Source organism: Patescibacteria group bacterium (assembly GCA_018897295.1).
Taxonomy (GTDB): domain Bacteria; phylum Patescibacteriota; class Minisyncoccia; order RBG-13-40-8-A; family RBG-13-40-8-A; genus JAHILA01.
Window position 1 is genome coordinate 15,447 of sequence record JAHILA010000013.1, and the last position, 21,651, is coordinate 37,097.

Annotated in this window: 30 protein-coding genes and 1 tRNA gene; 2 read left to right on the forward strand and 29 right to left on the reverse strand. The window is 35.1% G+C overall.

Features of this window, described 5'->3' with window-relative positions:
* Window positions 1-4: 4 nt before the first annotated feature.
* The 6 genes from KKI21_01765 to KKI21_01790 all read right to left on the reverse strand — a co-directional run bounded on the left by KKI21_01765 (window position 5) and on the right by KKI21_01790 (window position 6,163).
* Window positions 5-2,305, reverse strand: a complete 2,301-nt coding sequence (locus KKI21_01765) for a hypothetical protein (protein ID MBU4284931.1) — start codon at window positions 2,303-2,305, stop codon at window positions 5-7.
* 171 nt (window positions 2,306-2,476) lie between these two features.
* A complete protein-coding gene (locus KKI21_01770; protein ID MBU4284932.1) occupies window positions 2,477-3,157 on the reverse strand; it encodes a hypothetical protein in 681 nt (226 codons plus the stop codon).
* Between the two features lie 64 nt (window positions 3,158-3,221).
* Entirely contained in the window at window positions 3,222-3,527 is a 306-nt protein-coding gene (locus KKI21_01775; protein MBU4284933.1) for a hypothetical protein, read from the reverse strand.
* 49 nt (window positions 3,528-3,576) lie between these two features.
* Window positions 3,577-4,671 carry a redox-regulated ATPase YchF gene (gene ychF / locus KKI21_01780; protein ID MBU4284934.1) on the reverse strand — a complete coding sequence of 365 codons (1,095 nt, stop codon included), beginning with the start codon at window positions 4,669-4,671 and terminating at the stop codon, window positions 3,577-3,579.
* Window position 4,672: 1 nt separating this feature from the next.
* On the reverse strand, window positions 4,673-5,875 hold the full coding sequence (locus tag KKI21_01785; protein MBU4284935.1) for a replication-associated recombination protein A: 1,203 nt from the start codon (window positions 5,873-5,875) through the stop codon (window positions 4,673-4,675).
* 90 nt (window positions 5,876-5,965) lie between these two features.
* Window positions 5,966-6,163, reverse strand: coding sequence for a cold shock domain-containing protein (locus KKI21_01790; protein ID MBU4284936.1), 198 nt, complete (start codon window positions 6,161-6,163; stop codon window positions 5,966-5,968).
* 224 nt (window positions 6,164-6,387) lie between these two features.
* Between KKI21_01790 and KKI21_01795 the strand changes: the two genes are divergently transcribed.
* Entirely contained in the window at window positions 6,388-6,645 is a 258-nt protein-coding gene (locus KKI21_01795) for an SWIB/MDM2 domain-containing protein (protein MBU4284937.1), read from the forward strand.
* Between the two features lie 81 nt (window positions 6,646-6,726).
* On the opposite strand, the gene KKI21_01800 is transcribed toward KKI21_01795, so the two are convergent.
* The 23 genes from KKI21_01800 to KKI21_01910 all read right to left on the reverse strand — a co-directional run bounded on the left by KKI21_01800 (window position 6,727) and on the right by KKI21_01910 (window position 21,298).
* Complete coding sequence (locus KKI21_01800) at window positions 6,727-7,191, reverse strand: XRE family transcriptional regulator (GenBank protein MBU4284938.1); 465 nt, start codon at window positions 7,189-7,191, stop codon at window positions 6,727-6,729.
* A 107-nt stretch (window positions 7,192-7,298) separates the two neighbouring features.
* Window positions 7,299-8,099: a radical SAM protein gene (locus KKI21_01805; protein MBU4284939.1), complete on the reverse strand. Its 801-nt coding sequence runs from the start codon at window positions 8,097-8,099 to the stop codon at window positions 7,299-7,301.
* Between the two features lies 1 nt (window position 8,100).
* The gene (locus KKI21_01810) at window positions 8,101-9,048 is read right to left on the reverse strand and encodes a radical SAM protein (GenBank protein MBU4284940.1); all 948 of its coding nucleotides are present in this window, start codon (window positions 9,046-9,048) and stop codon (window positions 8,101-8,103) included.
* 179 nt (window positions 9,049-9,227) lie between these two features.
* Window positions 9,228-9,551 (reverse strand): hypothetical protein, encoded by a 324-nt coding sequence (locus tag KKI21_01815; protein MBU4284941.1) that lies wholly within the window; start codon window positions 9,549-9,551, stop codon window positions 9,228-9,230.
* Window positions 9,548-9,862 (reverse strand): MscL family protein, encoded by a 315-nt coding sequence (locus KKI21_01820; protein ID MBU4284942.1) that lies wholly within the window; start codon window positions 9,860-9,862, stop codon window positions 9,548-9,550. The genes KKI21_01815 and KKI21_01820 overlap by 4 nt, the downstream gene beginning before the upstream one ends.
* 162 nt (window positions 9,863-10,024) lie before the next feature.
* On the reverse strand, window positions 10,025-10,402 hold the full coding sequence (locus KKI21_01825; protein ID MBU4284943.1) for a metallopeptidase family protein: 378 nt from the start codon (window positions 10,400-10,402) through the stop codon (window positions 10,025-10,027).
* A 182-nt stretch (window positions 10,403-10,584) separates the two neighbouring features.
* Complete coding sequence (locus tag KKI21_01830; protein MBU4284944.1) at window positions 10,585-10,839, reverse strand: hypothetical protein; 255 nt, start codon at window positions 10,837-10,839, stop codon at window positions 10,585-10,587.
* 51 nt (window positions 10,840-10,890) lie between these two features.
* Window positions 10,891-11,796 (reverse strand): hypothetical protein, encoded by a 906-nt coding sequence (locus tag KKI21_01835; GenBank protein MBU4284945.1) that lies wholly within the window; start codon window positions 11,794-11,796, stop codon window positions 10,891-10,893.
* Window positions 11,797-11,800: 4 nt separating this feature from the next.
* The gene (locus KKI21_01840; protein ID MBU4284946.1) at window positions 11,801-12,973 is read right to left on the reverse strand and encodes an N-6 DNA methylase; all 1,173 of its coding nucleotides are present in this window, start codon (window positions 12,971-12,973) and stop codon (window positions 11,801-11,803) included.
* Between the two features lie 111 nt (window positions 12,974-13,084).
* The gene (locus KKI21_01845) at window positions 13,085-13,858 is read right to left on the reverse strand and encodes a slipin family protein (protein MBU4284947.1); all 774 of its coding nucleotides are present in this window, start codon (window positions 13,856-13,858) and stop codon (window positions 13,085-13,087) included.
* 168 nt (window positions 13,859-14,026) lie between these two features.
* Complete coding sequence (locus tag KKI21_01850; protein ID MBU4284948.1) at window positions 14,027-14,470, reverse strand: hypothetical protein; 444 nt, start codon at window positions 14,468-14,470, stop codon at window positions 14,027-14,029.
* A gap of 1 nt (window position 14,471) precedes the next feature.
* Complete coding sequence (locus KKI21_01855) at window positions 14,472-14,873, reverse strand: hypothetical protein (GenBank protein ID MBU4284949.1); 402 nt, start codon at window positions 14,871-14,873, stop codon at window positions 14,472-14,474.
* 24 nt (window positions 14,874-14,897) lie between these two features.
* Window positions 14,898-15,395, reverse strand: a complete 498-nt coding sequence (locus tag KKI21_01860; protein ID MBU4284950.1) for an 8-oxo-dGTP diphosphatase — start codon at window positions 15,393-15,395, stop codon at window positions 14,898-14,900.
* Window positions 15,396-15,399: 4 nt separating this feature from the next.
* Complete coding sequence (locus tag KKI21_01865; protein MBU4284951.1) at window positions 15,400-15,813, reverse strand: hypothetical protein; 414 nt, start codon at window positions 15,811-15,813, stop codon at window positions 15,400-15,402.
* Window positions 15,773-15,973, reverse strand: coding sequence for a DUF2061 domain-containing protein (locus KKI21_01870; GenBank protein ID MBU4284952.1), 201 nt, complete (start codon window positions 15,971-15,973; stop codon window positions 15,773-15,775). Before KKI21_01870 ends, KKI21_01865 begins: the two co-directional genes overlap by 41 nt.
* Window positions 15,974-16,036: 63 nt before the next feature.
* A complete protein-coding gene (locus KKI21_01875; GenBank protein ID MBU4284953.1) occupies window positions 16,037-16,633 on the reverse strand; it encodes a hypothetical protein in 597 nt (198 codons plus the stop codon).
* A gap of 18 nt (window positions 16,634-16,651) precedes the next feature.
* Window positions 16,652-16,945 carry a hypothetical protein gene (locus KKI21_01880; GenBank protein MBU4284954.1) on the reverse strand — a complete coding sequence of 98 codons (294 nt, stop codon included), beginning with the start codon at window positions 16,943-16,945 and terminating at the stop codon, window positions 16,652-16,654.
* A gap of 87 nt (window positions 16,946-17,032) precedes the next feature.
* Entirely contained in the window at window positions 17,033-17,221 is a 189-nt protein-coding gene (locus KKI21_01885) for a hypothetical protein (GenBank protein ID MBU4284955.1), read from the reverse strand.
* Window positions 17,222-17,238: 17 nt separating this feature from the next.
* Entirely contained in the window at window positions 17,239-17,556 is a 318-nt protein-coding gene (locus tag KKI21_01890) for a hypothetical protein (protein MBU4284956.1), read from the reverse strand.
* Between the two features lie 19 nt (window positions 17,557-17,575).
* Complete coding sequence (locus KKI21_01895) at window positions 17,576-20,200, reverse strand: HAD-IC family P-type ATPase (GenBank protein ID MBU4284957.1); 2,625 nt, start codon at window positions 20,198-20,200, stop codon at window positions 17,576-17,578.
* 132 nt (window positions 20,201-20,332) lie between these two features.
* Complete coding sequence (locus KKI21_01900) at window positions 20,333-20,503, reverse strand: hypothetical protein (protein MBU4284958.1); 171 nt, start codon at window positions 20,501-20,503, stop codon at window positions 20,333-20,335.
* A 135-nt stretch (window positions 20,504-20,638) separates the two neighbouring features.
* The gene (locus KKI21_01905) at window positions 20,639-21,025 is read right to left on the reverse strand and encodes a hypothetical protein (GenBank protein ID MBU4284959.1); all 387 of its coding nucleotides are present in this window, start codon (window positions 21,023-21,025) and stop codon (window positions 20,639-20,641) included.
* Between the two features lie 48 nt (window positions 21,026-21,073).
* Window positions 21,074-21,298 carry a hypothetical protein gene (locus KKI21_01910; protein MBU4284960.1) on the reverse strand — a complete coding sequence of 75 codons (225 nt, stop codon included), beginning with the start codon at window positions 21,296-21,298 and terminating at the stop codon, window positions 21,074-21,076.
* A 138-nt stretch (window positions 21,299-21,436) separates the two neighbouring features.
* Here KKI21_01910 and KKI21_01915 point away from each other — a divergent pair.
* Window positions 21,437-21,511, forward strand: a tRNA-Asn gene (locus KKI21_01915).
* Window positions 21,512-21,651 lie beyond the last annotated feature (140 nt).

Consider the following 21,651-nt stretch of genomic DNA (forward strand, 5'->3'; position numbering starts at 1 on the left):
TTATTTACTCTAATGCTTTTAGGATTTTTTCTTTAAGTCCCTGCGGATCGAATTTGGCATATTGATAAACCTCGGACGGCGGGCCTGATTTAAGGAATTTATTAATGCCGATTATTTTCTTTTCATAATCTTTGGGCAGGACAAACGCATTTAAAAATCCGGGCCAGCCATTATGCAGCGTTATCACTCTCTGCCTGTCTTCATCAGGAAATATTGCATTGGCTTTTTCCGGATTCGTCTGCCTTAATTCCTCGAATAATTCCGGCGAAGTAACAGCCAAAATTTTAACATCATTATTTACTTCTATGTCCGGCAGAATCTCCAGGACATTTGCCAAAATCTGGCCTCCAGAAATCGCCAGAACAATTTTCTTTTTTCCATTCTCGGAATAATTCTTGAATACATATGCGCCATTAATTGCTTCTCGAGCCGGCGGTACTCCGTTTTCGCGCTTGAATACAAGAGTATTCGGCCTCATTATTGACAAAGCAATAGGTTCGCCTTTTTCCAATGCATAAAACAGCATTTCAATAGTTTCATTGGCGTCTAATGGTTTGTAAACCTTAATTCCGGGATAAGCCATAAATAGCGACATCCAGAATAATCCATGATGAGTTGGGCCGTCTTCGCCTGTTTCCGGACCGTCGTGCGCAGCCAGCATAATAAAGAATCCTTTGAATTTCTGGTTGACTTCTTCATACACAGCATTGTTTATCAAGGCCATTCTTACTGGATTGCTCATAATTGATGTAAATACTCCGTAAGTTGCAAAAACGCTCATTGCCTGGAATCCTCCTGGCAAAATATCCTGAGTTAATGCGCAAGACATCATTGCCATATTCTGCTCAGCAATTCCAAACCTGATTCCTCTGCCTAATGGATTTTCTTTATTGATAATTCCAAAAACATTTTCTGCGGCGCTGGTTAAAATCGATTTTGCCAAATCTCCGGAACCGAGATAGAAAAACGCTGTCTGGGACATCAGCCATTTAAAAAACGCTTCTGTTGCTTTTCTTGTGGCAATAGCTTTGCCCTGCTCAAAAACCAATTCCGCAGGCAACGCATCAGGCCTTTTCACTGATTTATAATCAGCAATCGGGCGGTTCCCAAGCGCTTTTTTCATCTGTTCCAGTAATTCTTGTTCTGTTTTTTGTTTTTTGGCGCCGATTTCCAATCGTCCAGTGAGATAATCGACGTATTCTGCGGTTAATTTTGAAAGCACTGCTTCAATATCTTTTATTTGTTCGCCTTCAATTCCCGGCACATCAAATCCCAGTTTTTTCATTGCTTGCACATATTCCTCGTGCGGCAATGGCATGCCATGAGAATCAGCAGTATCTTCCAATTTCCCGTAATCTTTACCTTTAATCGTGTGGCAAATAATCACTGTTGCTTTTTTATTGTCAAATCCCTGAAACGCTTTTCTATAAGCATAAATCAATTCTGTAATATTATGCCCATCAACCTCAATAATATTCCAGCCGGACCCGAACCAATGATTTAAATACGGCGAATTAATCACCTCGGTAATTGGCCCATCAATCCCGAATTTATTTAAATCTAAACTGACAACTAAATTATCCATGCCTAATGCTTGGGTCAAGTTTCGCGCTTCATAACTCATTCCCTCTTCTGTTTCCGCATCTCCGGCCAGAACAAAAACTTTAGTATCCAGACCATTTGATTTCTGCAGGGTTGCTAGCCCCAAAGCAGCAGACAAACCATGTCCAGAAGAACCAGTAGACATATCTGACAAAGGATAATTCGCTTCAACGTGCCCACTCGGTCCACCGCAATGCCTGAAACGCACCAAACAGCTCGGATAAAAAGCATCCAGTTTTTTAATATCAAATTCTCCGCCTTTTCTTTTTAATGATTCATAAATTAGGGATAATGTTGAATGGAACAATGGCGTACAATGGCCTGCTGCCCAAACAATCCTGTCCCGGCCCGGACTGTTCGGATCCAATGGGTCAAAAGTAAAATCACCAGACAAAAGCAAAGACAAGATTTGTTCTACTTTTGAAGAAGAACCTCCAGGATGCCCTGACTTGATGCTGTCAATGGCGCAAAAAGCCAGCGCCCTGATAATTTTTGCCAGATGCGCGGTTTTTTCCAAATCAATTCCATCAATCGGTTTCAAGTTTAAATCCTGTAAATTAATATAATATCCGCCTTCTGCTAGATATTTAAATCTTTTCGGCTCTTTTTTCATCAAGGCGCCCAATTCTTTCTTATCCAGGATATTATAATCCGTTTTTTTATTGTTCTTATTGTTTTTGATTATTATTTTTTTGATAACCATACCCCGTAGTAGATTTCCGACTAATTAAAATTTATTTGTTGCCCCGCAACAGTCGGAAATTCACTACGGGGCATAAATTAAAATACTTAATACCTACTATTTTTAATTATAACAAAATTTTAAAGAAATAAAAATGGGTCCCGCAGCTGCGGGGTCATTTATTTACTTTTCTTACTCTTCTGTTGTCGGAAAAGCAGCTCTTAATTCGTCTTTTGCTGCCTGTATTGCTGCTTTAAAATCATTCAGTGCTTTTTTGAATGCATCCTGCCTGGTTTCAACCAGTGTTTTGGTGCTGATTTTCTCAATCGCTTGCCTGTCGCTGTTGTATTTATCTTTTCCTGCTTTTAATTCTGCCATAAAAGTCGTTCTTATTTGATTGGCGTCAACTCCTGCAGCGCAATCGTCTTTGGCTTTTTGCACAGCCACTTGATAAGCATTGCGATAAGCGTTCCTGGCATTTTCTGTTGCTGTTTTGCGATTATTGATTAACTGGTCTAATCCAGTTCTAAAAGTAGAGATTGCCGCATCAACAGCTGTCTTACGCGCAGATATTGCAGCTTCCACTGCCTGCTTAAATTCAAGCACTGCCTGCTTTTGCGCGTCTGTCTGCGCTTTTTCTTCTAATTTAGTATACTGCTCCTCTCTGTTTTGCTCCCATTTCTCCCTGTGTTCTGCCAGTTTTTCTTCTCTTTGCAATCTTCTTTTCTCTAAGTTTTGCAATCTCTCTTCTTGCCTATTTGTTAATCTCTCCTGATTTTTGGCGAGATTCTGATCAACCCTTTCAATCCAATTTTCTATTCTTGAACAAAACACTCCTTTGTTTTTCCCGCCAGCATTATCACTTTTAGCCATAGATAATACAGGCAACAAAAATGACACTGCTAATAGCATTACTAATATGCTGATTGAAATCTTTCTAAAATTCGTTTTCATTGTAGGATTGACCAAAATCATTAATCTCCTGGCTGTCTGCTGTAATCAAATTGATATCAGCAGTTTCTTCGTTCATTAGTATTTCTTCATTATCGGAAAAAGTCAGAATTGCATCAATAATATCATCAACATTTCCGGTTGTCGCCGGAATAGGCAGCATTTCTTTTGAAACATCCTGTATTTTTGCCGAATTATCCCCATTGTTAATTAAGTTAAACTCATTGATTCCGAAAATAACTATTACTAAAACTATAATAACAATAGGAACTAATATTTTCCATTTTGTCATAGGATTATGAATTTGGTTTAAAATTAATTTATTAAATGAAATTCGACCTTTAAGCGTTGCTTTTTATTTCTATTACGTCGCCGTCTTTTACAATATATCCCTTGCCTTCTGTGCGGATTAATCCTTTTTCGCGCGCACTGGCAAATCCGTGCGCATTTAACAAGTCCTTCCAGTCAATAACTTCGGCTTTAATAAAGCATCTTTCAAAATCAGTATGGATTGCTCCGCCCGCTTGCGGCGCAGTATTGCCCATTTTCATGGTCCATGCGCGGGTTTCATCTTCGCCTGTTGTGAGAAAGGTTATCAAATCCAATAATTTATACGCTTCCTTGATTAATTCATCCAATTTGGATAATTCCGGCAACCCAAGCGTCTTCCTTTCATTAATAGTTAAATCCCCTGCTCCGAATTCGCTTAAAATATCAATTATAATATACGGCCAATCTTTTTCTTTAAAACTCTGGATTATTTCCGCAGGAATTTCTTCTTCAACGCCATTGAGCAAATATAATCTTTTTTTCATAGTCAAAAGCTGGCAGCTTTGCAATATTCTTTCTTCATCCTCGTTCCATTCTGCTTCACTTAAAACCTTTCCTGTTTTTAATAATTCTTTGGCTTTTTTCATTGCTTCCTGCTCCCCGACAAAAGCTCCGCATTTTGACGGGCCCGCCTGCTTGCGCGAAGCGCTTGCGGCGGGTTTTCCTATTTTTTCTAAAATTTTATCCACTGTCTCCAAATCTTTTAAAGCCATTTCTGTATCTAAAATTTCCTTGTCTTCTATTGGGTCGATTTTATTCCTGGGATTAATGATTTTTTCATTCTTAAAACAGCGTAAAACATAAACAACAGCATCAACTTCTCTAATATTTGCCAAGAACTTATTGCCCAGCCCCTCGCCTTGACTTGCGCCTTTGACCAAGCCCGCAATATCCACAAACTGGACTGTGGTATAAATTTTTTTCTTTGAATGGGTTAAGTCAGCCAGTTTATCAACTCGCTCGTCAGGCACAGCAACAACGCCAATGTTCGGGTCAATGGTACAAAAAGGATAATTTGCGCAATCTACTTGTTTTTTGGTGATTGCCTGGAATAAAGTCGATTTTCCCACATTCGGCAACCCCACAATTCCAATTGATAATGACATATTATTTCAAATACTTTTTGTTTTTTAATTTTTCCGGCAAATAGTCCTGCTTTTCTTTATAATTAAAATCAGGGGAATATTTATAATTCTTACCGTAATTTAAATCCTTCATTAATTTTGTCGGCGCGTTGCGGATATGCAGTGGCACAGACAAATTTCCATATTCTTTAACATCAGCCATTGCTTTTTCATAAGCAATATACAATTCATTGGACTTTTTGCACTTTGCCATATAAACAACTACCTGCGCAAGAATCACACCGCATTCCGGCATACCGATATAATGACAGGCATTATAAGCGCTTACTGCCTGCTCTAGAGCGCGCGAATTTTCCAATCCGATATCTTCTGAAGCAAACCTAATTACTCTGCGCGCAACATACAAAGGATCCTCCCCTGCTTCCAGCATTCTTGTTAGCCAGTAAAGCGCAGCATTCGCATCCGACCCACGCATTGATTTATGCAAAGCAGAAATAATATTGTAATGTTCATCCCCATTTTTATCGTAAAGCAGATACGATTTCTGAAAAGCTTCTTTAATATTTTCTAAAGTAATATTTTTTGACAAAGACGAAGCGTATTCCAGTGCATTTAAAGCAGTTCGCGCATCGCCATTGCTCATCTGCGCCAGAACTTCAATCACTTTCTTGTCTATCTTAAGTTTTAAATACCCCAGCCCCTTTTCCTTATCTTTAATTGCTTTATTGATAATTTTAATTAAATGCTCTTTTGTTAATTGCTTTAAAACAAAAACCCGGCAGCGTGACAATAAAGAGCCGACAACTTCAAAACTGGGATTTTCTGTTGTTGCGCCGATTAAAACAATCAATCCCTTTTCAACGTCAGGTAATAAGGCGTCCTGCTGTTTTTTGTTCCAGCGATGGATTTCATCAATAAATAAAATAGTTTTTTTGCCAAATCTCTGGTTCTGCTTTGCGATTTCCACGATTTCTTTCAATTCTTTCAAACCAGTATCAACAGCGCTGATTTTTTTAAAATCAGATTTTGTCTTCTTGGCAACAATATAAGCCAAGGTTGTTTTTCCGCTTCCCGGCGGCCCCCAGAAAATAATTGAAGGCAATTGGTCAAGTTCAATTGCCTTTTTCAGTAATTTATCTTTACCAAGAATTTCTTCCTGCCCGAGAAAGTCCTCTAGTTTTTCCGGCCTCATTCTGTCGGCCAATGGATTTAAAAAACTTTTCATACTCTAATTTTAGCTTAAAACCGGTCAATAATCAATCAAAAATCGGCCCGATGTTCATCGGACCGATTTTTGGAAATCTTCTTTATTCTTTTACACCTTGTTAACGTTTGTAGCGTTAGGTCCTTTCGGACTTTCGGCTATGTCAAACGTTACCTTGTCACCTTCCCTAAGTTCGTCAAATTTGGCGTTCTTAAGTTCGTTTGAATGAAAAAAGAGATCTTTTTCAGCTCCTTCATAAGTGACGAAGCCAAACCCACGATCTGTGAGTCTTTTGATAGTTCCTTCCATAAATATAGGTTAACGAATTAAATTCTCAAACTTAGATTACTGCAGTATTTAAACTCGACTATGTTTCACTTTCAGCTCTAGCTTGGACAAATATATACTATCATAGAACAATTATCGTGTCAATGATTTGGCCACAGGGCTTTACAATCCTTTACAATCCTTTACAAACCCCTGTATAGGGACTATAATTAAAGCAGAGATAATAATTAATAATTAAAAAACATATGGCACAAAAAGCAAACTCAGCGTTTATGAAGCCGTTGAAAGTCAGCGCGGCTTTAGCTGAAGTCGTTGGTAATGGTCCAATGCCGAGATCCGAAGTTGTGAAAAAGCTTTGGGTATATATCAAGAAGCACGATCTTCAAGACAAAACCGACAGACGCAATATTAATGCTGACGAAAATCTGAAAGCAGTGTTTGGCGGAAAGAAAACCGTCAATATGTTCGAAATGACAAAGCTTGTTTCAAAACATCTTTCATAGTCAGTTGCTTAAATTTTCGAAAATTTAACAAAAACCCCCTCGCAAGAGGGGTTTTTGTTTTATCTATAAAAAATTCAAAAGTTATTTTTCTTTTATTATTCCGCCGTGATAAATCAATTTATATACCAACCTTCTTTTATGAAAAATCGTTTCCTCTCCTTCAAATTTTTCTACTGTTCCCTTTGTTTTATTAAAATATTTAAAATTATCTTTTTTAAATCTGTAGGGTCCTCTGAATGGTTTGTTTTCTGAAATTCCTCTCAACGTCTCTTTAAGAAATTGATAAATTTGCCCTGGGGAGACGATTTGAGAGATAATTTTTCCGTAATAATTCATACCCCAAATTGTTTTTCCACCTTCCCAAACAATTTCCTCGCCAACGAAAAAATTTAACCCGAAATATCTATCTCTGTATTTTAATCCTCCTTCTTTAAACTCAAATTCTTTGCTTCCATCGAGAAGAAGTTTTTCTCCACCTTCGCCACTTGAAGTATAAGTGTTAATTTTCGCTTTCACTAAAAATTTACTTAATTGTTTTATATTCATAATAATATGGTTAATTCTATTTTAAGAATACAAAATATTAATAATATTGTAAAGAAAAAGGCCGCTATAACCTTAAAGGTTAGCGGCCCAAATGTACTACATTCTCTTTAATGTCGGTAGAAGCCCATTAACGGTATGTTAAATTCTCTACTCAATGCTCTTAACTGCTCTTCAATCTTATCCCAATATTTTTTATCAAATCCTGATTGATAGAGTGATAAGTAACTGGGGTATTTCTCCTTTAGAACATCTTGGATTTCTTGCCAGTTTCCGCATTTCATATTCAAGCTTTCTGCCATTACAAAATCAACTTTACCTCGAATAGCCGTAAAAATAGCTTCAAGGTTAGTCAACTCAGGTAGAATTGGTCCGATAAAGGCGTAGGTAGTAATACCACTTCGGTGAAGAGTTTCGAGGGTCTCTATTCTTTGTTGAGGCATAGAAGAATAAGGTTCGAAGTTGCGGGCAATTTCTTGATCTGTTGTTGTGATAGTTAGACCTATTTCACATTTGCTGAACTGTTTGAACAAGTCTAAATCTCGAACAACAAGATTAGACTTAGTCAGAACAGAAACCGGAAAATCGTGTTGAACCAAAATTTCCAGAATTGCTCTAGTAACGCGATACTCCTGCTCAACTGGTTGATAGGCATCAGTGACACTTCCCAAAAGCACCATGCCTTTTTTTGGTTTTCTGGCCAACTCTCTTGCTAAAACTTCGGGAGCATTTATTTTAACATCAAGAAAATGTCCCCACGATTCGTCGTGGCCAGTAAACCTTCTCATGAAACGGGCATAACAATAGACGCAACCGTGTAGACAACCAACATAAGGATTAATACAGTAATCTACTTCTGGCAATCTACTTTTAGTCAGAAGGGTTTTGCATTGTATAGTGTTAATTTTCATATTACTTTACCTCCCTTTTGTTACTTTTCTGAATGTGAGCAATTGTCCGGCAGAATTTTGTTCTTTCAGAATAGTCTGGAATTTTTACTGCTCTTTCCAGAATTTCATCTAAATCATCTTCCGGCAGTTTACCAAGGCAAAATCCTTGGAAAGGACGACAATTGCCATCAATAGCCCAAGCACAAGCTGTTATTGTACCATCGGGGAGAATACCAATTGAATCTACTACTGCGGGACACTTTATAGTTCCTTCCAGTATTTTGAGTGAGTGCTGAAAGAAAATTTTTGTAAAGCCGTGTAATCCTCTCAAAAACTTCATTGCCATTAGATATTCTGAACTAGAGAGAGTAAGTTCTGCAAGTTTAGTAGCTCTTCCCACAGGATAAAATCTTAATAATTCCCATTCCGAAATGCCGTTTTCACATAGCCAGCGGTATACGCTTTCAAGATTTTTCTCGGCCATTGTAGTGGAATAAAGAACGGTAACTGCTCTTGTCTTTATTCCTACAGCAACACACTTTTTCATTGCAATCATTGATGCAGGGTTGTATCCGCGAGGGCGGAAAGGATTTTCTGTCTCCGGCAGATTATCCAATGTAAACTCTACTACGCCAACTTTCTTTAGAAGCTCAAGTTTAACATCAGTGATTTTACTACCTGTCATACTAACACCAATTTTTCTAGATTGCAACCAATGAGTAGCTTGTTTTACTACTCGGAAATCTTCATCATAATACAAAGGATCACCACCAGAAAAATCAATCTCGAAACCTCTGTCGGTCAAGATTTTTAACACTGTTAATTTTTCAGCCAGAATAAGTTCCTCTCCTTTCTCTTTTGCTTCCGAGTAAATAAAGTTTTCAGTTGTATTGCAAACATGAAATCCAGAAACACAACAAATTGCACAGTCCCAAGGACACGCTCTCGTTAAATTCCATATCACATCCATTTTTCCTACCTCCTTTTTAAATTTTCAATGTGCATTTTCAATTCCAATTACGATGGAATTGATATTTTATCATATATTAAAATTTTAATTTTGTCAATTTTCAAAACATCTTTCATAGTCAGTTGCTTAAATTTTCGAAAATTTAAACAAAAACCCCCTCGTTGAGAGGGGTTTTTGTTTTACGCTTTATGTGATTTTGCCGTCTTAAAGAAAAAGAGAAATACTGGTACACCGATAATTATCTGCGCAATACTGGTTGCGGCTTTGCTTTGGCGTCGCGCTGTTTGATTCTCTAAACATTGTTTCTGATAATCCACTTCTGAAATAACGTTCCCTGTTTTCTCTTCCGGCATGCGAACTGCGTCGTAATAATAACAGTTATCATCCGCTTTTGTGAATATCCAGGTTTTTAATGCCAGGTCAACAAGACCGATGGCGCCGATAATTGATATTACCAGCCCGATTAAAGTCATAGCCCATAAGAAAAAATTTGCTATTTTCATAATTCTTTTTTATCTACTTTATTAAGTTTTAATGCTTTAAACCCGTAATAAACAACCAAGGCGATAATTATAAAATCTATCAAAATGGAAATAAAATGCCCAAACCCTATATAGGATGAGCCGATATGTAAACCGAGATTTGATAAATCACCCAATCTTCCCAAGAAGATTCCGATAATCGGATTGATTAAGTCGTTGACCAACGCGGAAACAACCTTGGAAACCGCACCGCCTAAAATAAATCCGATTGCCAGCCCCACTACGCCTTGGCTGCGTATAAAATTTATAAACTCATTTATTTTCACATTCATAATGTAGTTTCAATAATTAATCTGCAAACATTATTATTTTATCAATTTTATTTCTATTATTTTATTTTTGCTTTTTAGCCCTGAAACAATTTTAACATTATCCTCCTTCGCATCCGCTTTGACGATTATAGAAATCCGCATTTAGACTGTTAAATTATTTGGTTAATTATTACTCCTTCTTTTTTCCGCACTTCTCACTCTTTCCTCATCCATGCCAAAATGATGGGCAATTTCGTGCCAAACCGTTTTTTTTACTATTTCTTTTATCTGCTCGTCATTGAAACAAGTTTCTTCAATTGGTTTTTGAAAAATAGTTATTTTATCCGGCAAAACTCCGGCGTAAAATCCCCTTTTTGTCTGAGGTATACCCTCGTAAAGACCGAAAAGTTTGGCATCCTTTCTAAGTTTTAATTTCTCTATCTGTCCTTCTGTTGGTTCGTCCTCAACAACAATGTCCACATTATTCATTTTTTCCAAAAACTTTTTTGGAATCGCCTCAATCCCCTGTCTCACTAATTCTTCAAATTTTTCCCTGTCCATTTATCCTGTTAAATCAATTTTTGCTTCTTATTTTTATTAATTCCCAAATAGCGGCCAAACTAAATAAAGGCAAGATTTAAAAATGCTATCAATAATGTAATACTTAATGCTGGCCAAAATTTATTTTTTAATAAATCATCCATACTCCTTTAAATTAAATTTTGGTTAGTTATTTAATGAATTTATTTTAAAATTGCGATAATCAAAGAAAGAACAGCAATAATGCTCATTACAATTGACAGGTATTTCTGAAACCCTTTAAGATATTTTAATGTTTCGTTTTGATTTTCTAACGCTTCTAATTGAAATACTTCTGGTGCCGTCATTAAAGTTTTACACTTTGTACACATAAAATAAGCAGGTATAGCGCCTACTTCAAATTGCTGACTGGCATCGGTGTGTTTTTCCCATTCGTGTTCACATTTATTTTTAATCATGTTTCTTGATTTATTTTTTAATTAATTTTTATCCAATCAAATTTTTCTCAATTAAATAAATAACTTTTTAAATCCAGCCGTGTTAATCCAATAATTATTTTTATTCTTTTTAAGTGTTTTAAAAATGTCTTTGTTTTGTGTTTTTATTTTATTTTCAGTTGTTGAAAGTTTATCGGCATTAAGTAAAGAATTCGAATAAATACCATCTAAAAATGCCACAAAATGATAATTATTATTACTGCATTTTTTCTTAATTATTTTAGAAAGTTCTAAAACTTGTTTATTTTGCCCACCACCACCAGTATTTAAATGTTTTGCTTCTAAAAAATATATTGATTTATTATTTTTTATAATTAAATCAATTTTCTTGTCTTGTGTCCCTCTGGCTATATTAACTTTAAATAATTGTTTTATTTTTTTATTGGAAAATTCTCCTGTTGTTGATTTTACGACACACCTCTTTTGTCGTTTGAAATCATTTAATTTATTCACCAATTTAAAACCTTTTTTAATTAATATATTAATTAACTTAGACTCTCCGACATGTCCCTTTTTTCGCGAAGACCCTTTATCAATCAACGCTTGAATCCACTCGCCAGGAACGATATCATTAACATCTCTTTTTATTAAATAAATTTTCGTAATTTCCTTTAAAAGATGTAAATCATTATAGGTTTCTTCAATTTTTGAATCACAAGCATTAATAAATGCGCCAAACTCGGAATAATTGGCATAATCATCTAAAAGTTTGCGTAATTCTTCAAATAAAATATCAACAATCGCTTCAGAATTTTTTTTATTAATAATTTCTTTAATCGCTATTAATTTTTCTTTTATCAGTTTTGTTCGATTAATATATTTATGAAGATTTTTATCTTTCTCCATAAACATATAATTACTGTCTAAAAATTTTTCCGGATATTTAGCGCAATATTCTAATAATTTAATATTGTCCATATTTTTAATGAAATAAAACTTTTTGATTATTATTGAGTTTATTAAAATATAAATAATTTATAAGCTTATAAACAAAATCGAAGCTAATTCTTTTTCTGCCATTATCTCTAAAATTGGTTAAAAACAAAGAAAAATGTTTCTGTCTTTCTTTATTTAAATAATTATTAAAAAGATCAATCAATTCTTGCTGTTCTCTCAGACTTATCTTCTCTTTAAATAATAAATATGCCATATTGCGTGATGTATTTTTACCAATCAACGCAATTGGTCCATATTTTCTAATATCCTCTAATTGTATTTTTTTGCCATTTTTATTGTCTATAGCCCTTAAAAGAATTATATTTTTTTCAAATAACTCTTTAACGTATTTATCAATATAAAAAGTTCGTTTATCTTTTATGTGATTGTATGCTAATTCAACTTTTTCACTACCGCCAAACAACAAATCTTCGGTTGCTCTGTAAATACCTAATAAATTTTTCATTGGATCGATTTTTGACCTAAATTCACCGCCCATTTGCCAACCATGTTTTTCCTCTAAAATAATTTGAATTTTTTGTTCACGCGGGAAAATTTTGGCGTTTATAACGTCTTTTTTAGATTCTCCTCTTCTTTTTTTATAGTAAAAAGAAATTACATTATAGGTTGTGTCTTCGAAAACTTGTTCTTCAAAAATATTTAAAGAAATTATTTTAAATTTGTTAAAAAATATTTTTCTTATCTTGTTTGAATTTTCTGCTGATAAAAAATTCAGAGGAATAATTAAAATGCCTTCCTCTGAATCTAAAATGGAATTAATAGAAACTTGATATAAATCTTCAAACTCGGAATTTTTACCAATAAAATATTTATTTTTTGTTTCGTCCTTTGCTTTGTTTTTATGAAGATAAGGTGGATTTGTCAAAACAAATTTATATTTTAATGGTTTATTGATGCTATCATTTAAAAATGTTGTTTTATCATCAATATAATTTTTATCTATATCATAGCCCTTTATAACTTTGGCTTTATTTCCCTTGGCCCATTTTATCAAATCTTGATTCCCGGCAAAAGGATCTGTTGCGTCTTTATTATAAATATACTTCTTCATCCCTTGAAGAATATAATCAGAATTTTTAGTGAAAAATTGGCCCAATTGTCTTTGTTTCTCTACCATATCCTTATTATACCACGCCATAAGCGCTACGCGCAAATAGGCGGGCAAGTCCCTCTTTTCCCGTTAAAATGCAAACCCCGCCTTGCGGGCGGGGAAAGTGGATTAATATTAAGTTGATTAATAATTATTTCTTTAATCTTTCTTTTCCTTATCTTCGGGTCCCTTTTTGCCAAAATGCTCAAATGCCCGCAAAATCTCCAGAGGAACCGCAAAAACAATTGTATTTGATTGGTCGGAACTTATATCATTAATTGACTGCAGTGTTCTCAAATGAAGCGCGCCTTTGGCTCCAGATAGAGTTTCTGCTGCTTTTGCCATATTGTTTGCGGCAATCACCTCTCCCTCGGCCCTGATAATTATTGCTCTTTTTTCTCTTTCCGCTTCGGCTTGCTTGCCAATTACTCTTTTCATTTCTTCGGGCAAGGTTATATCTTTCAATTCAACATTATTGACTTTTATACCCCAAGGATCGCTAGCCAAATCAATAATACTTCTGATGCTTTCTGAAACCTTATCTCTTTGTGAAAGCAATCCATCCAAATCAACCTGTCCCACAACATTTCTCATTGTTGTCTGGGCGAGTTGTGAAATGGCGTAATAAAAATCCTCAACCTCTAAGATGGCTTTTTCTGCGGAGCTGACTTTATAATAAATGACCGCATTAACCCTTACTGAAATATTATCCTTGGTAATTGCTTCCTGGTCAGGCACATCAACGGCCTTTACTCTTAAATCAACTTTTTGATAGGACTGAAAAATCGGAATAATCAATCTCCAGCCCGGATCCATCATACTGACATACTTACCGAACATAAACTTTACGCCTTTTTGATACTGGTTAATCTGCTTTACGGAAATTGAAACAATAAATAAAACTACGCATAAAATTGTATATAAAGTTGCCATATTTTTGATTCCACGATTAAATGATTAATTATTAATTATTAAGAATTGATTTTCTACTCATGTCTTCTTTTTCCCGAACACAAAAATGTATAAAATCTCTAATTTACGTCCTTAAAATTATTTTTATTCTACTTTTTATATTAACACCTTGTATGAATTAAGGCGTTTTTATTCGATTTTACTCAAATCGCCGTTGAGAATAATTGGTTTCATTCCCAAAATTTCTTCTTTGTAAGATATTTCCGGAATAGGATTGAGTAGATATATTTTCTTTTTCATGAAAAATGCAACACCTATTTCCATTAAAGTATTGCCACCAATATAACCATTTATATTGTTTTTATCATAATTTAAAACCAAAACAACATCTGACCAATTTATTTTTTCAAAATGCCACATTATAGCTTCTCCCTTTCTGTCCCAAATCCATTTTTCGTCTTCGCTAGCCACTTTTCTTCTTTGATAGTATTCTTTTATGGGAATTATATTACCATCACCATCTTTAACTTCAATGGGCGGCAATTTAACTTCATTACCCGCCAGCTCTAGTTTTTCTTTAATAACTAACATTTCATCATAAAAAGCAGTACTGCCACAAATTGTTATTTTCATATTATTGTTTTTGACTTAAATAATTTTCAATCAATTCTATATCTTTTTTATCTTTTTCCCTGTTGTATAATTTTTTCCATTTTAAAACTTCCTCTAATTTTACAAACGGCAAATCGTCTATTATTTCTGCTTCTTGAATTAATTTATTGATATCCCAATCTCCAGGGTGCCAGTTTTTATAAAACTCTATGCCATTTTTTTCTAAATATTCAATACCGCTTTCTTTCTTGCCTAATTCAAAGTCCGGCCTTTTGCTAAAATCATTAAAAATATCTTCCGCAACTATCACATCCAAATCTTCAATTTCTCTTATTCCTATAATTCCCATTGGTCCACTGCCAAAAATCGCAAATTTCCACTTCTGTAAATTAAATTCTTTCAATTTTTTAAACAATTCCTGCATAGATTTTCATTAAGGATTTTTGTATTAATCAAGTTTTTCAACTAATTCAATAATTTTTTCAATGGTTCTATCTTCTTTGTCAAAAGAGAATTTGGCTTTCAGTTTCTTACCCTCTAAAATATGCGGCAACCAATATCTATCATCATCCCACATTTCATCAAAAGGAATTTTCCCGATTTCAAACCATTTTGGCAGCATCTCTTCGCTTTCTATCGGTTCTCCTTCCCATTCTTTGACTAGAAACAAATGAACTTGTTGATCCCAATTTTTTTCTTTTGGCTGTTCTGGAAAATAAAAATCAATAATTGCGGCTTTTTCGGGATTTTTAATTTTCACTCCGATTTCTTCTTCTGCCTCTCGGATGGCTGAATCAAAAACGGTTTCCCCTTTTTCTATATCCGTCTTTCCACCTACACCATTCCATCTCCCTTGGCCGAATCCTCTTTTTTTCATTGCCAAAAGAATTTCAGTAATTGAGCCTTTGTTTTCTTTTATTAACAAGCAAAGTGAAACCTGTCGCATAGATTTAACAAGTAGTATGTATTAAGGCATTAATCCGTTTACCGGATTTGGCTTTCTCATTGTAAATCCCGATTGCCTTGGGCGTTTCGGTCATTATAACCTCAATACTCATAACTTTAAACTTATTTACTATTTCTTTATCTGGTTCCATTGCCCCGTCCTGGCCAGTTCCAATAATGATAATTTCCGGATTATTGCTTAACAACTCTTTAATTTCCCAATTCCCTATTTTGTGCGAAGTGTCAAAAAGTTTTTTTAATTTTTCGCAATCCCGTTCCTCAACTTTCTCGCCAATAATTAAAACCTGGTGATATTTTTTGTTATCTATGACAACTTCGCCGAATTGAGTTGAGTCGATGTGAGGCATGGCTTTTACCTTATTCCCTGCCCCAGACAACTCTACTCCAGGCGCGTTCATGGAAATAATAAAGAATTGTTTTTACCAATAAATCAATGCCTCCGATTGCCCCGGCTAAACTTATGCTGTCCGTAAAAATCCAGACCAAGAACATTGTAGAAATGGTAGCAATAATTCTAAAAGTAACTGTTTTCGCTATGCTTCTTTTTTTGGTTGGCATATTTTATTCCTTTGCATTTTTTAGTCGCAAAATCCAACTAACAAATCGCTGGTGAATTTATAATTATTCTTTATCATTAGGATTAAAGTATCCGCATTCAAGTTTTACATTCAAGCTGTCGCCTACAATTTCTATGGGCGCGTTTTCGTTTTCTTTCAATTGATTATGCCTGAAATTCAAGATACAAGCCATATAATTTACGCGGTATCCACGCTGTCCTCCAGTCACTCCGTCAGCAATATTATTTATATCAATTTCATAATTATCATTAAAGAATTTTTCGATTTTATCATAATCCGCCCGTTTTATATCATCAACTTGATAAAGAACGCCGGAAATGGTTTTGTCTGCCCATGTTGTTCCATCAGAAACAATCCAATTAAAACTTGTCTCGCCTTTTGCTAAAAGGCCTATGCTCGAGGCCTGCATAACCCCATCAACTAAGTCAACAACCTGGTTAGAGCAAAACTCTTCAAAAATGCGCAAACATTTTTGCTTTGCCTCGCACCAGGAATACCCGGCAGAGCCGATGCAGTCGTGTTCATCTCTATCCCCTCCAATCGGCTGATTGTTGTTGCTGGGTTGAGGCCTGTAAAAAGCAAAATATCCCATTCCAGCGATTACGATTATAACTATTATAAATGTAAGTATCTTTTTCATCCCGTTAAATATTAATTATTAGCCGTTCTTTTTGTTAAGATTCTCTAATTGTTTTTGTATCTTATCTAAAATATACTCCCGTTTCTCGTCGTCGCAGGCACCTTTATATTCTTCAATTAATTTCTTGTCCAGCTGATCAAAATTATCGGCATATTTTCCCACCCAATCTAAAGCGCAAATATTTTTTTGCTCTGCATTAGTCATTTTCCTGATTTCGCAAAATTCTTCAATCAACCGACGTTGTATTTCGCATTTTTCTTCAGTAGAAAGTTTTGTTTCAGATATTTTTCCTGATTCTAAATTGTTTTTCATATTATTTTTATTATATCACTTTATTTTTATTTTTTCAACCTTTAAATAAAAAGGCATTCTGTTCGATAGAATGCCTTTTTTCTTTGGTCATTTTAAGGTTGTTGGCACAGCCGGATTTTTTCGTCTTTTCATCATCAAAAAACACATCAGTAGCAGGGCGACCAAAAACGTTACCAAAGAAAATAAAAACCACCCCAATGACCTTCCCCCTTTTTCAGCCATTATCCACAAATCAACAAACAAAAAGAACATCAGGCCGATACTTATTTTTTTCATCTCTGCACCTCCTCGTATTATTTTCTGGATTTATACATATTCCTCATAATCATATTACTTAAATATGCAGCAAAAACCATACGCGATTCTTGTTTTTGAGGAATTTTATTTTTATATTCAACGATTTCATCTTGTGCTTTTTCCCAGTCAGTATTCACTAATTCCCACATTCTTTGGTCTTCTTTTATTAATTCATCTATATCTTCAAAACGTTTAAAATGACCGGTTTTGTTTTCTGTTTTTTCTTTTTCCTGCTTAATTAATCCTTGAACCATTGACTTAAACTCTTGCAATGATAAAGGATTTTCGTTTGATTTATTATTTATGTTTTCCATATATTATATGATAGCAAATTTAAAACATTTTGTCAAAGCTCGTGTTTATTGGCTTGGCACAAAAAATTCTCTTCTTGAAAAATTCAATTAATACAATTTCTACTAAGGTTATGCCAAAAATTATAAGCCATTCAATTATGCCTAAGGGTTGAGTAGCTAAAAGTTTTTGCAACGGCGAAAAATAAATAGCTCCAATAAGCAAAATTAAACTAATGGCTACACCACCAACTAAATAACGATTTGAAAATATGTCTTTTCTAAAAATTGTTCTTTTGAACGAACGAACACTAAAAGCAAAAAATAAAGAATCAAAACAGATAAGGGTGAATACTATTGTTCTTGTTTTATCTAAGTCTCCGGTTGTCTTCCAAAAAAAGAAGAATAAAAGGAGCGCTACCAAACCAGAGATAAAGAAAATGGCAGTCATCCAAAGTTTTAATGGTTTATTTAATATCGGCTCCTTGGGATTTCTTGGTTTCTCATCCATTACTCCTTTTGTCTCTTGTTCGGCGGTAAGGGCAATGCCTGGAAAACCGTCCTCAACAAGATTTATCCAAAGAATCTGAGCAGGCAACAACGGAAGAGGGAATCCCATTGCCATAGTTGTTAAAAATAAAAAGAGTTCAGAAAAATCATCCGCCACAAGATACACAAACACTTTCCGAATATTTCCAAAAATCACTCTACCTTGCTCAATTGCTTTTACTACGGTTTTAAAATTGTCGTCCAACAACACTAAATCAGCCACTTCTTTTGCCACATCTGTGCCAGAACCGACAGCAACTCCAATATCAGCAGATTTGAGGGCTGGGGCATCATTAACGCCATCGCCAAGCATTGCCACCACTTCTCCGTTGGATTGCAGTGCATTAACAATTCTTAATTTATGGCGGGGTGAGACACGAGCGTAAATAGAAATATGTTTCGCTTTTTCTTTTAGCTCAGTATCGCTTATAATTTCTAAGTCCTTGCCTTCAATTATGTTTTCGTCTTTTGCTTCAAGACCAATTTCTTCAGCAATGGCTTTAGCAGTAAGTTTATGATCTCCTGTAACAATGACTGTGCGAATGCCAGCTTTTTTGGTAATTGCGATTGACTCTTTCGCATCCTGACGAAGCGGATCTTTGAGAGCGATAAAACCAATAAGTGAAAGCTCTTTAACTAACTCTGTAAGATTTTGGTATTTTGTTTCAGCGTTATAATCTTTATGGGCGCAAGCAAGAACTCGTAAACCTTTTCGGGTAAGTGTTTCCAGTTTTGCTATTAATTTATCTGTTTCGGCTGTTCCTAATTTCTTTTTTCTGCCATCAACATCCAAATTAGTAGAACGAGCGATAATTTCTTCTGGCGCACCAAGAACGTAAAGCATGTTTTTATTTTCATTTTTACGGTGAAGCGTTGCAGCGAATTTGTAATCTGATTCGAAACTGATTCTGTCCAATATAGGATATTGTTTTTCTAATTCCTTTTTATCCAAACCCGATTGCATTCCCGCCAAAAGTAATGCCTGTTCAGTTGGTCTGCCTCGTACCACCCATTCTTGTAATTCCGCTCCTGGATTTTCCACGAAAGCATCGTTTGCCAAAGTAGCGATTTTCAATGCCGAAATGTGCGACTCAACACCATTGGCATTTTCGCCTTTAGCAAGTCCATTAATGTTATCGTTCATCAGTTCTCTTGTGTTCGTTAAAATATGGCTTACTTGCATTTTCCCTTCGGTGAGAGTTCCTGTTTTGTCTGTACAGATAACAGTTACGCTTCCTAAGGTTTCCGTTGCGGAAAGTTTTCTCACTAAACCATTCTGTTTGAAAATACGTCGCATTCCAAAGACAAGTATAATGGTAATAGCAGGAAGTAATCCTTCGGGTATTACTGAAACCGTTAGGGCTAATGAGGTAATAAAAATATCGGCAAAAGATTTTTCCGTGAAATAACCAACAATAATAATAATTGAAATAATAAAAAGAATAAATATTCCAATAATTTGTGAAAGTGAGGCAATTTTTTTTTGAAGTGGAGTTTTACGTTCTTTTGTTTCTTTAAGAAGTGATACAATTTCACCGATTTGTGTATCAATCCCGATAGCGACAATCACTATTGTCGCCCGTCCTTCATCCACGATCGTACCCATAAAAACCATATTAGCTCTTTCAACTTCTTTCTCAACCGCCTGTGATTCCCCGGTAAGACTTGCTTCATTTATTTTTAATCCTTTTGATTCAATAATGCGTCCATCGGCTGGCACCTTATCTCCTGACTTCAAAAATACCACATCTCCAACAACCAACTCTTCGCTATCTATTTCTTTTTCGCAACCATCCCTTAAAACTCTCGTCCTGAATTTTACCATTTTTTTTAAGGCAAGAAGTGATTTATTGGCTTTATTCTCTTGAAAAAACCCAACAGTAGTGTTAATGAGTAATACAATAATAATAAGAATGGAATCCGAATAGTGTTTTAATAGAAAAGAAATAACAACAGTCGCAATTAAAATATACATTAAGGGACTGTTAAACTGACTTAAAAATAGCCGTATTTTTGAATACGGTTTTTCTTGAGGAAGAGTGTTTCGCCCAAATTCCCTAAGTCTCTTTATCACCTCCGAATTGGCGAGACCGTCTTTTTTACTTCCAATTTGTCTCATAGATTTATTCTACCACTTTTTTAAACTAAAAACCCCATCAATTAAATATGATCGGGACTTTTAGCATTCAGGTAGATGAACACACATAATAGTATAGCCCACCCTGATTCCTAGAATTTCGCCTTATGATTTCTATTCTTCTGTGGGTTTTGATTCTTCTCCTGTTGGAATAGATTCATCAGCGGTTGGAGGGGTAACATTTGATTCCTGTTCTGTTCCTAATTCCTCTACTAAAACTTCGTTATCGGTAGGACAATTTCCTGCAACCTCGCTCTGATAACCGCATTTTGGACATTTAAACATGTTATTTTAGCCCCTTGCAATTCTTCAGAACCACAAGTAGCTTAATTAAATTAATTATTGCGACCTTTTAGAATAGTATTTTAACTATATCTGGTTATAAATATATCGTCAACACCATTATTGTAATAATCTTATTTATTTATTAAATAATCTCACTAACCAACCGAATAAACTGAATTTGCTTTCGTTTACTTCAATAAACGAATTTATTCTTGTCTGTTCTTCCTCCATGGTTTGGATTTGTTCTTGAAGCGCTGTCTCATCTGTTTGGTTCTGGGTTTGCTCCATTAGTTGGTTAAGTTGTTCAATCCTGTTTCTTAATTGAACCATTTCACTACGTAAGGCACCGGTATTTTTATAACTTGTACCAATCAAGAATGTTTTAATCTTGTTTCTTTTCTGAACCGCCTCAATTTGATTGACAACTTGCTCCTGAACTCTCTCTTGTTCTTGGGCAATAACTCTAACCTGTTCTCCTATCCCACTCTTTTCATTTTCAACAACATCCAATAATTCTTGCACAACATTAGAAACAGTATTACGATACGTCTCTCCATTAACGGTTTTTGCCTATTCTTTCATTTGTTGCTTTGTCTGGATTTGCTGTTCTTCTCCTTGATTCTGAATTTGCTGCTGAGTTTGAGTTTGGTTCTGGGTTTGGATTTGTGAATCTTCTCCCTGATTCTGGGTTTGGGTCTGAGTATCTTGTTGCTGTTGGTTTTGCTGTTGGGCGAAAACTGGTACAAAATTAAACGTCAAAAAAGCAATCAAGATTCCGATAAAGATATTTTTCATAAGTTTTTTGTTTTTTAGTTAAAAATTAATTATTATCACGAATTATTAATCAACCTTTGTTTTAATTATAACTAATTTTAATTAAAAAGTAAAATCTCGGATTGATTTAAAAATTATTTTATAATATACTATAAATATTCCGCAGTAGCTCAATGGTAGAGCAGCTCCCTGTTAAGGAGTTGGTTGTAGGTTCGAGTCCTACCTGCGGAGCCAAATTGTATGTTCGGCGTTTGTTGCCTCGGCGCAAAGCGCCTCGGCACGCCCGCCAAAGGCGGGCAAGGTTGATTTTAAAAGGATTTGCCACGCTCCGCGTGGCTCAAAAAACAATTCCCGTTCCCGCAAAATTCGGTTCG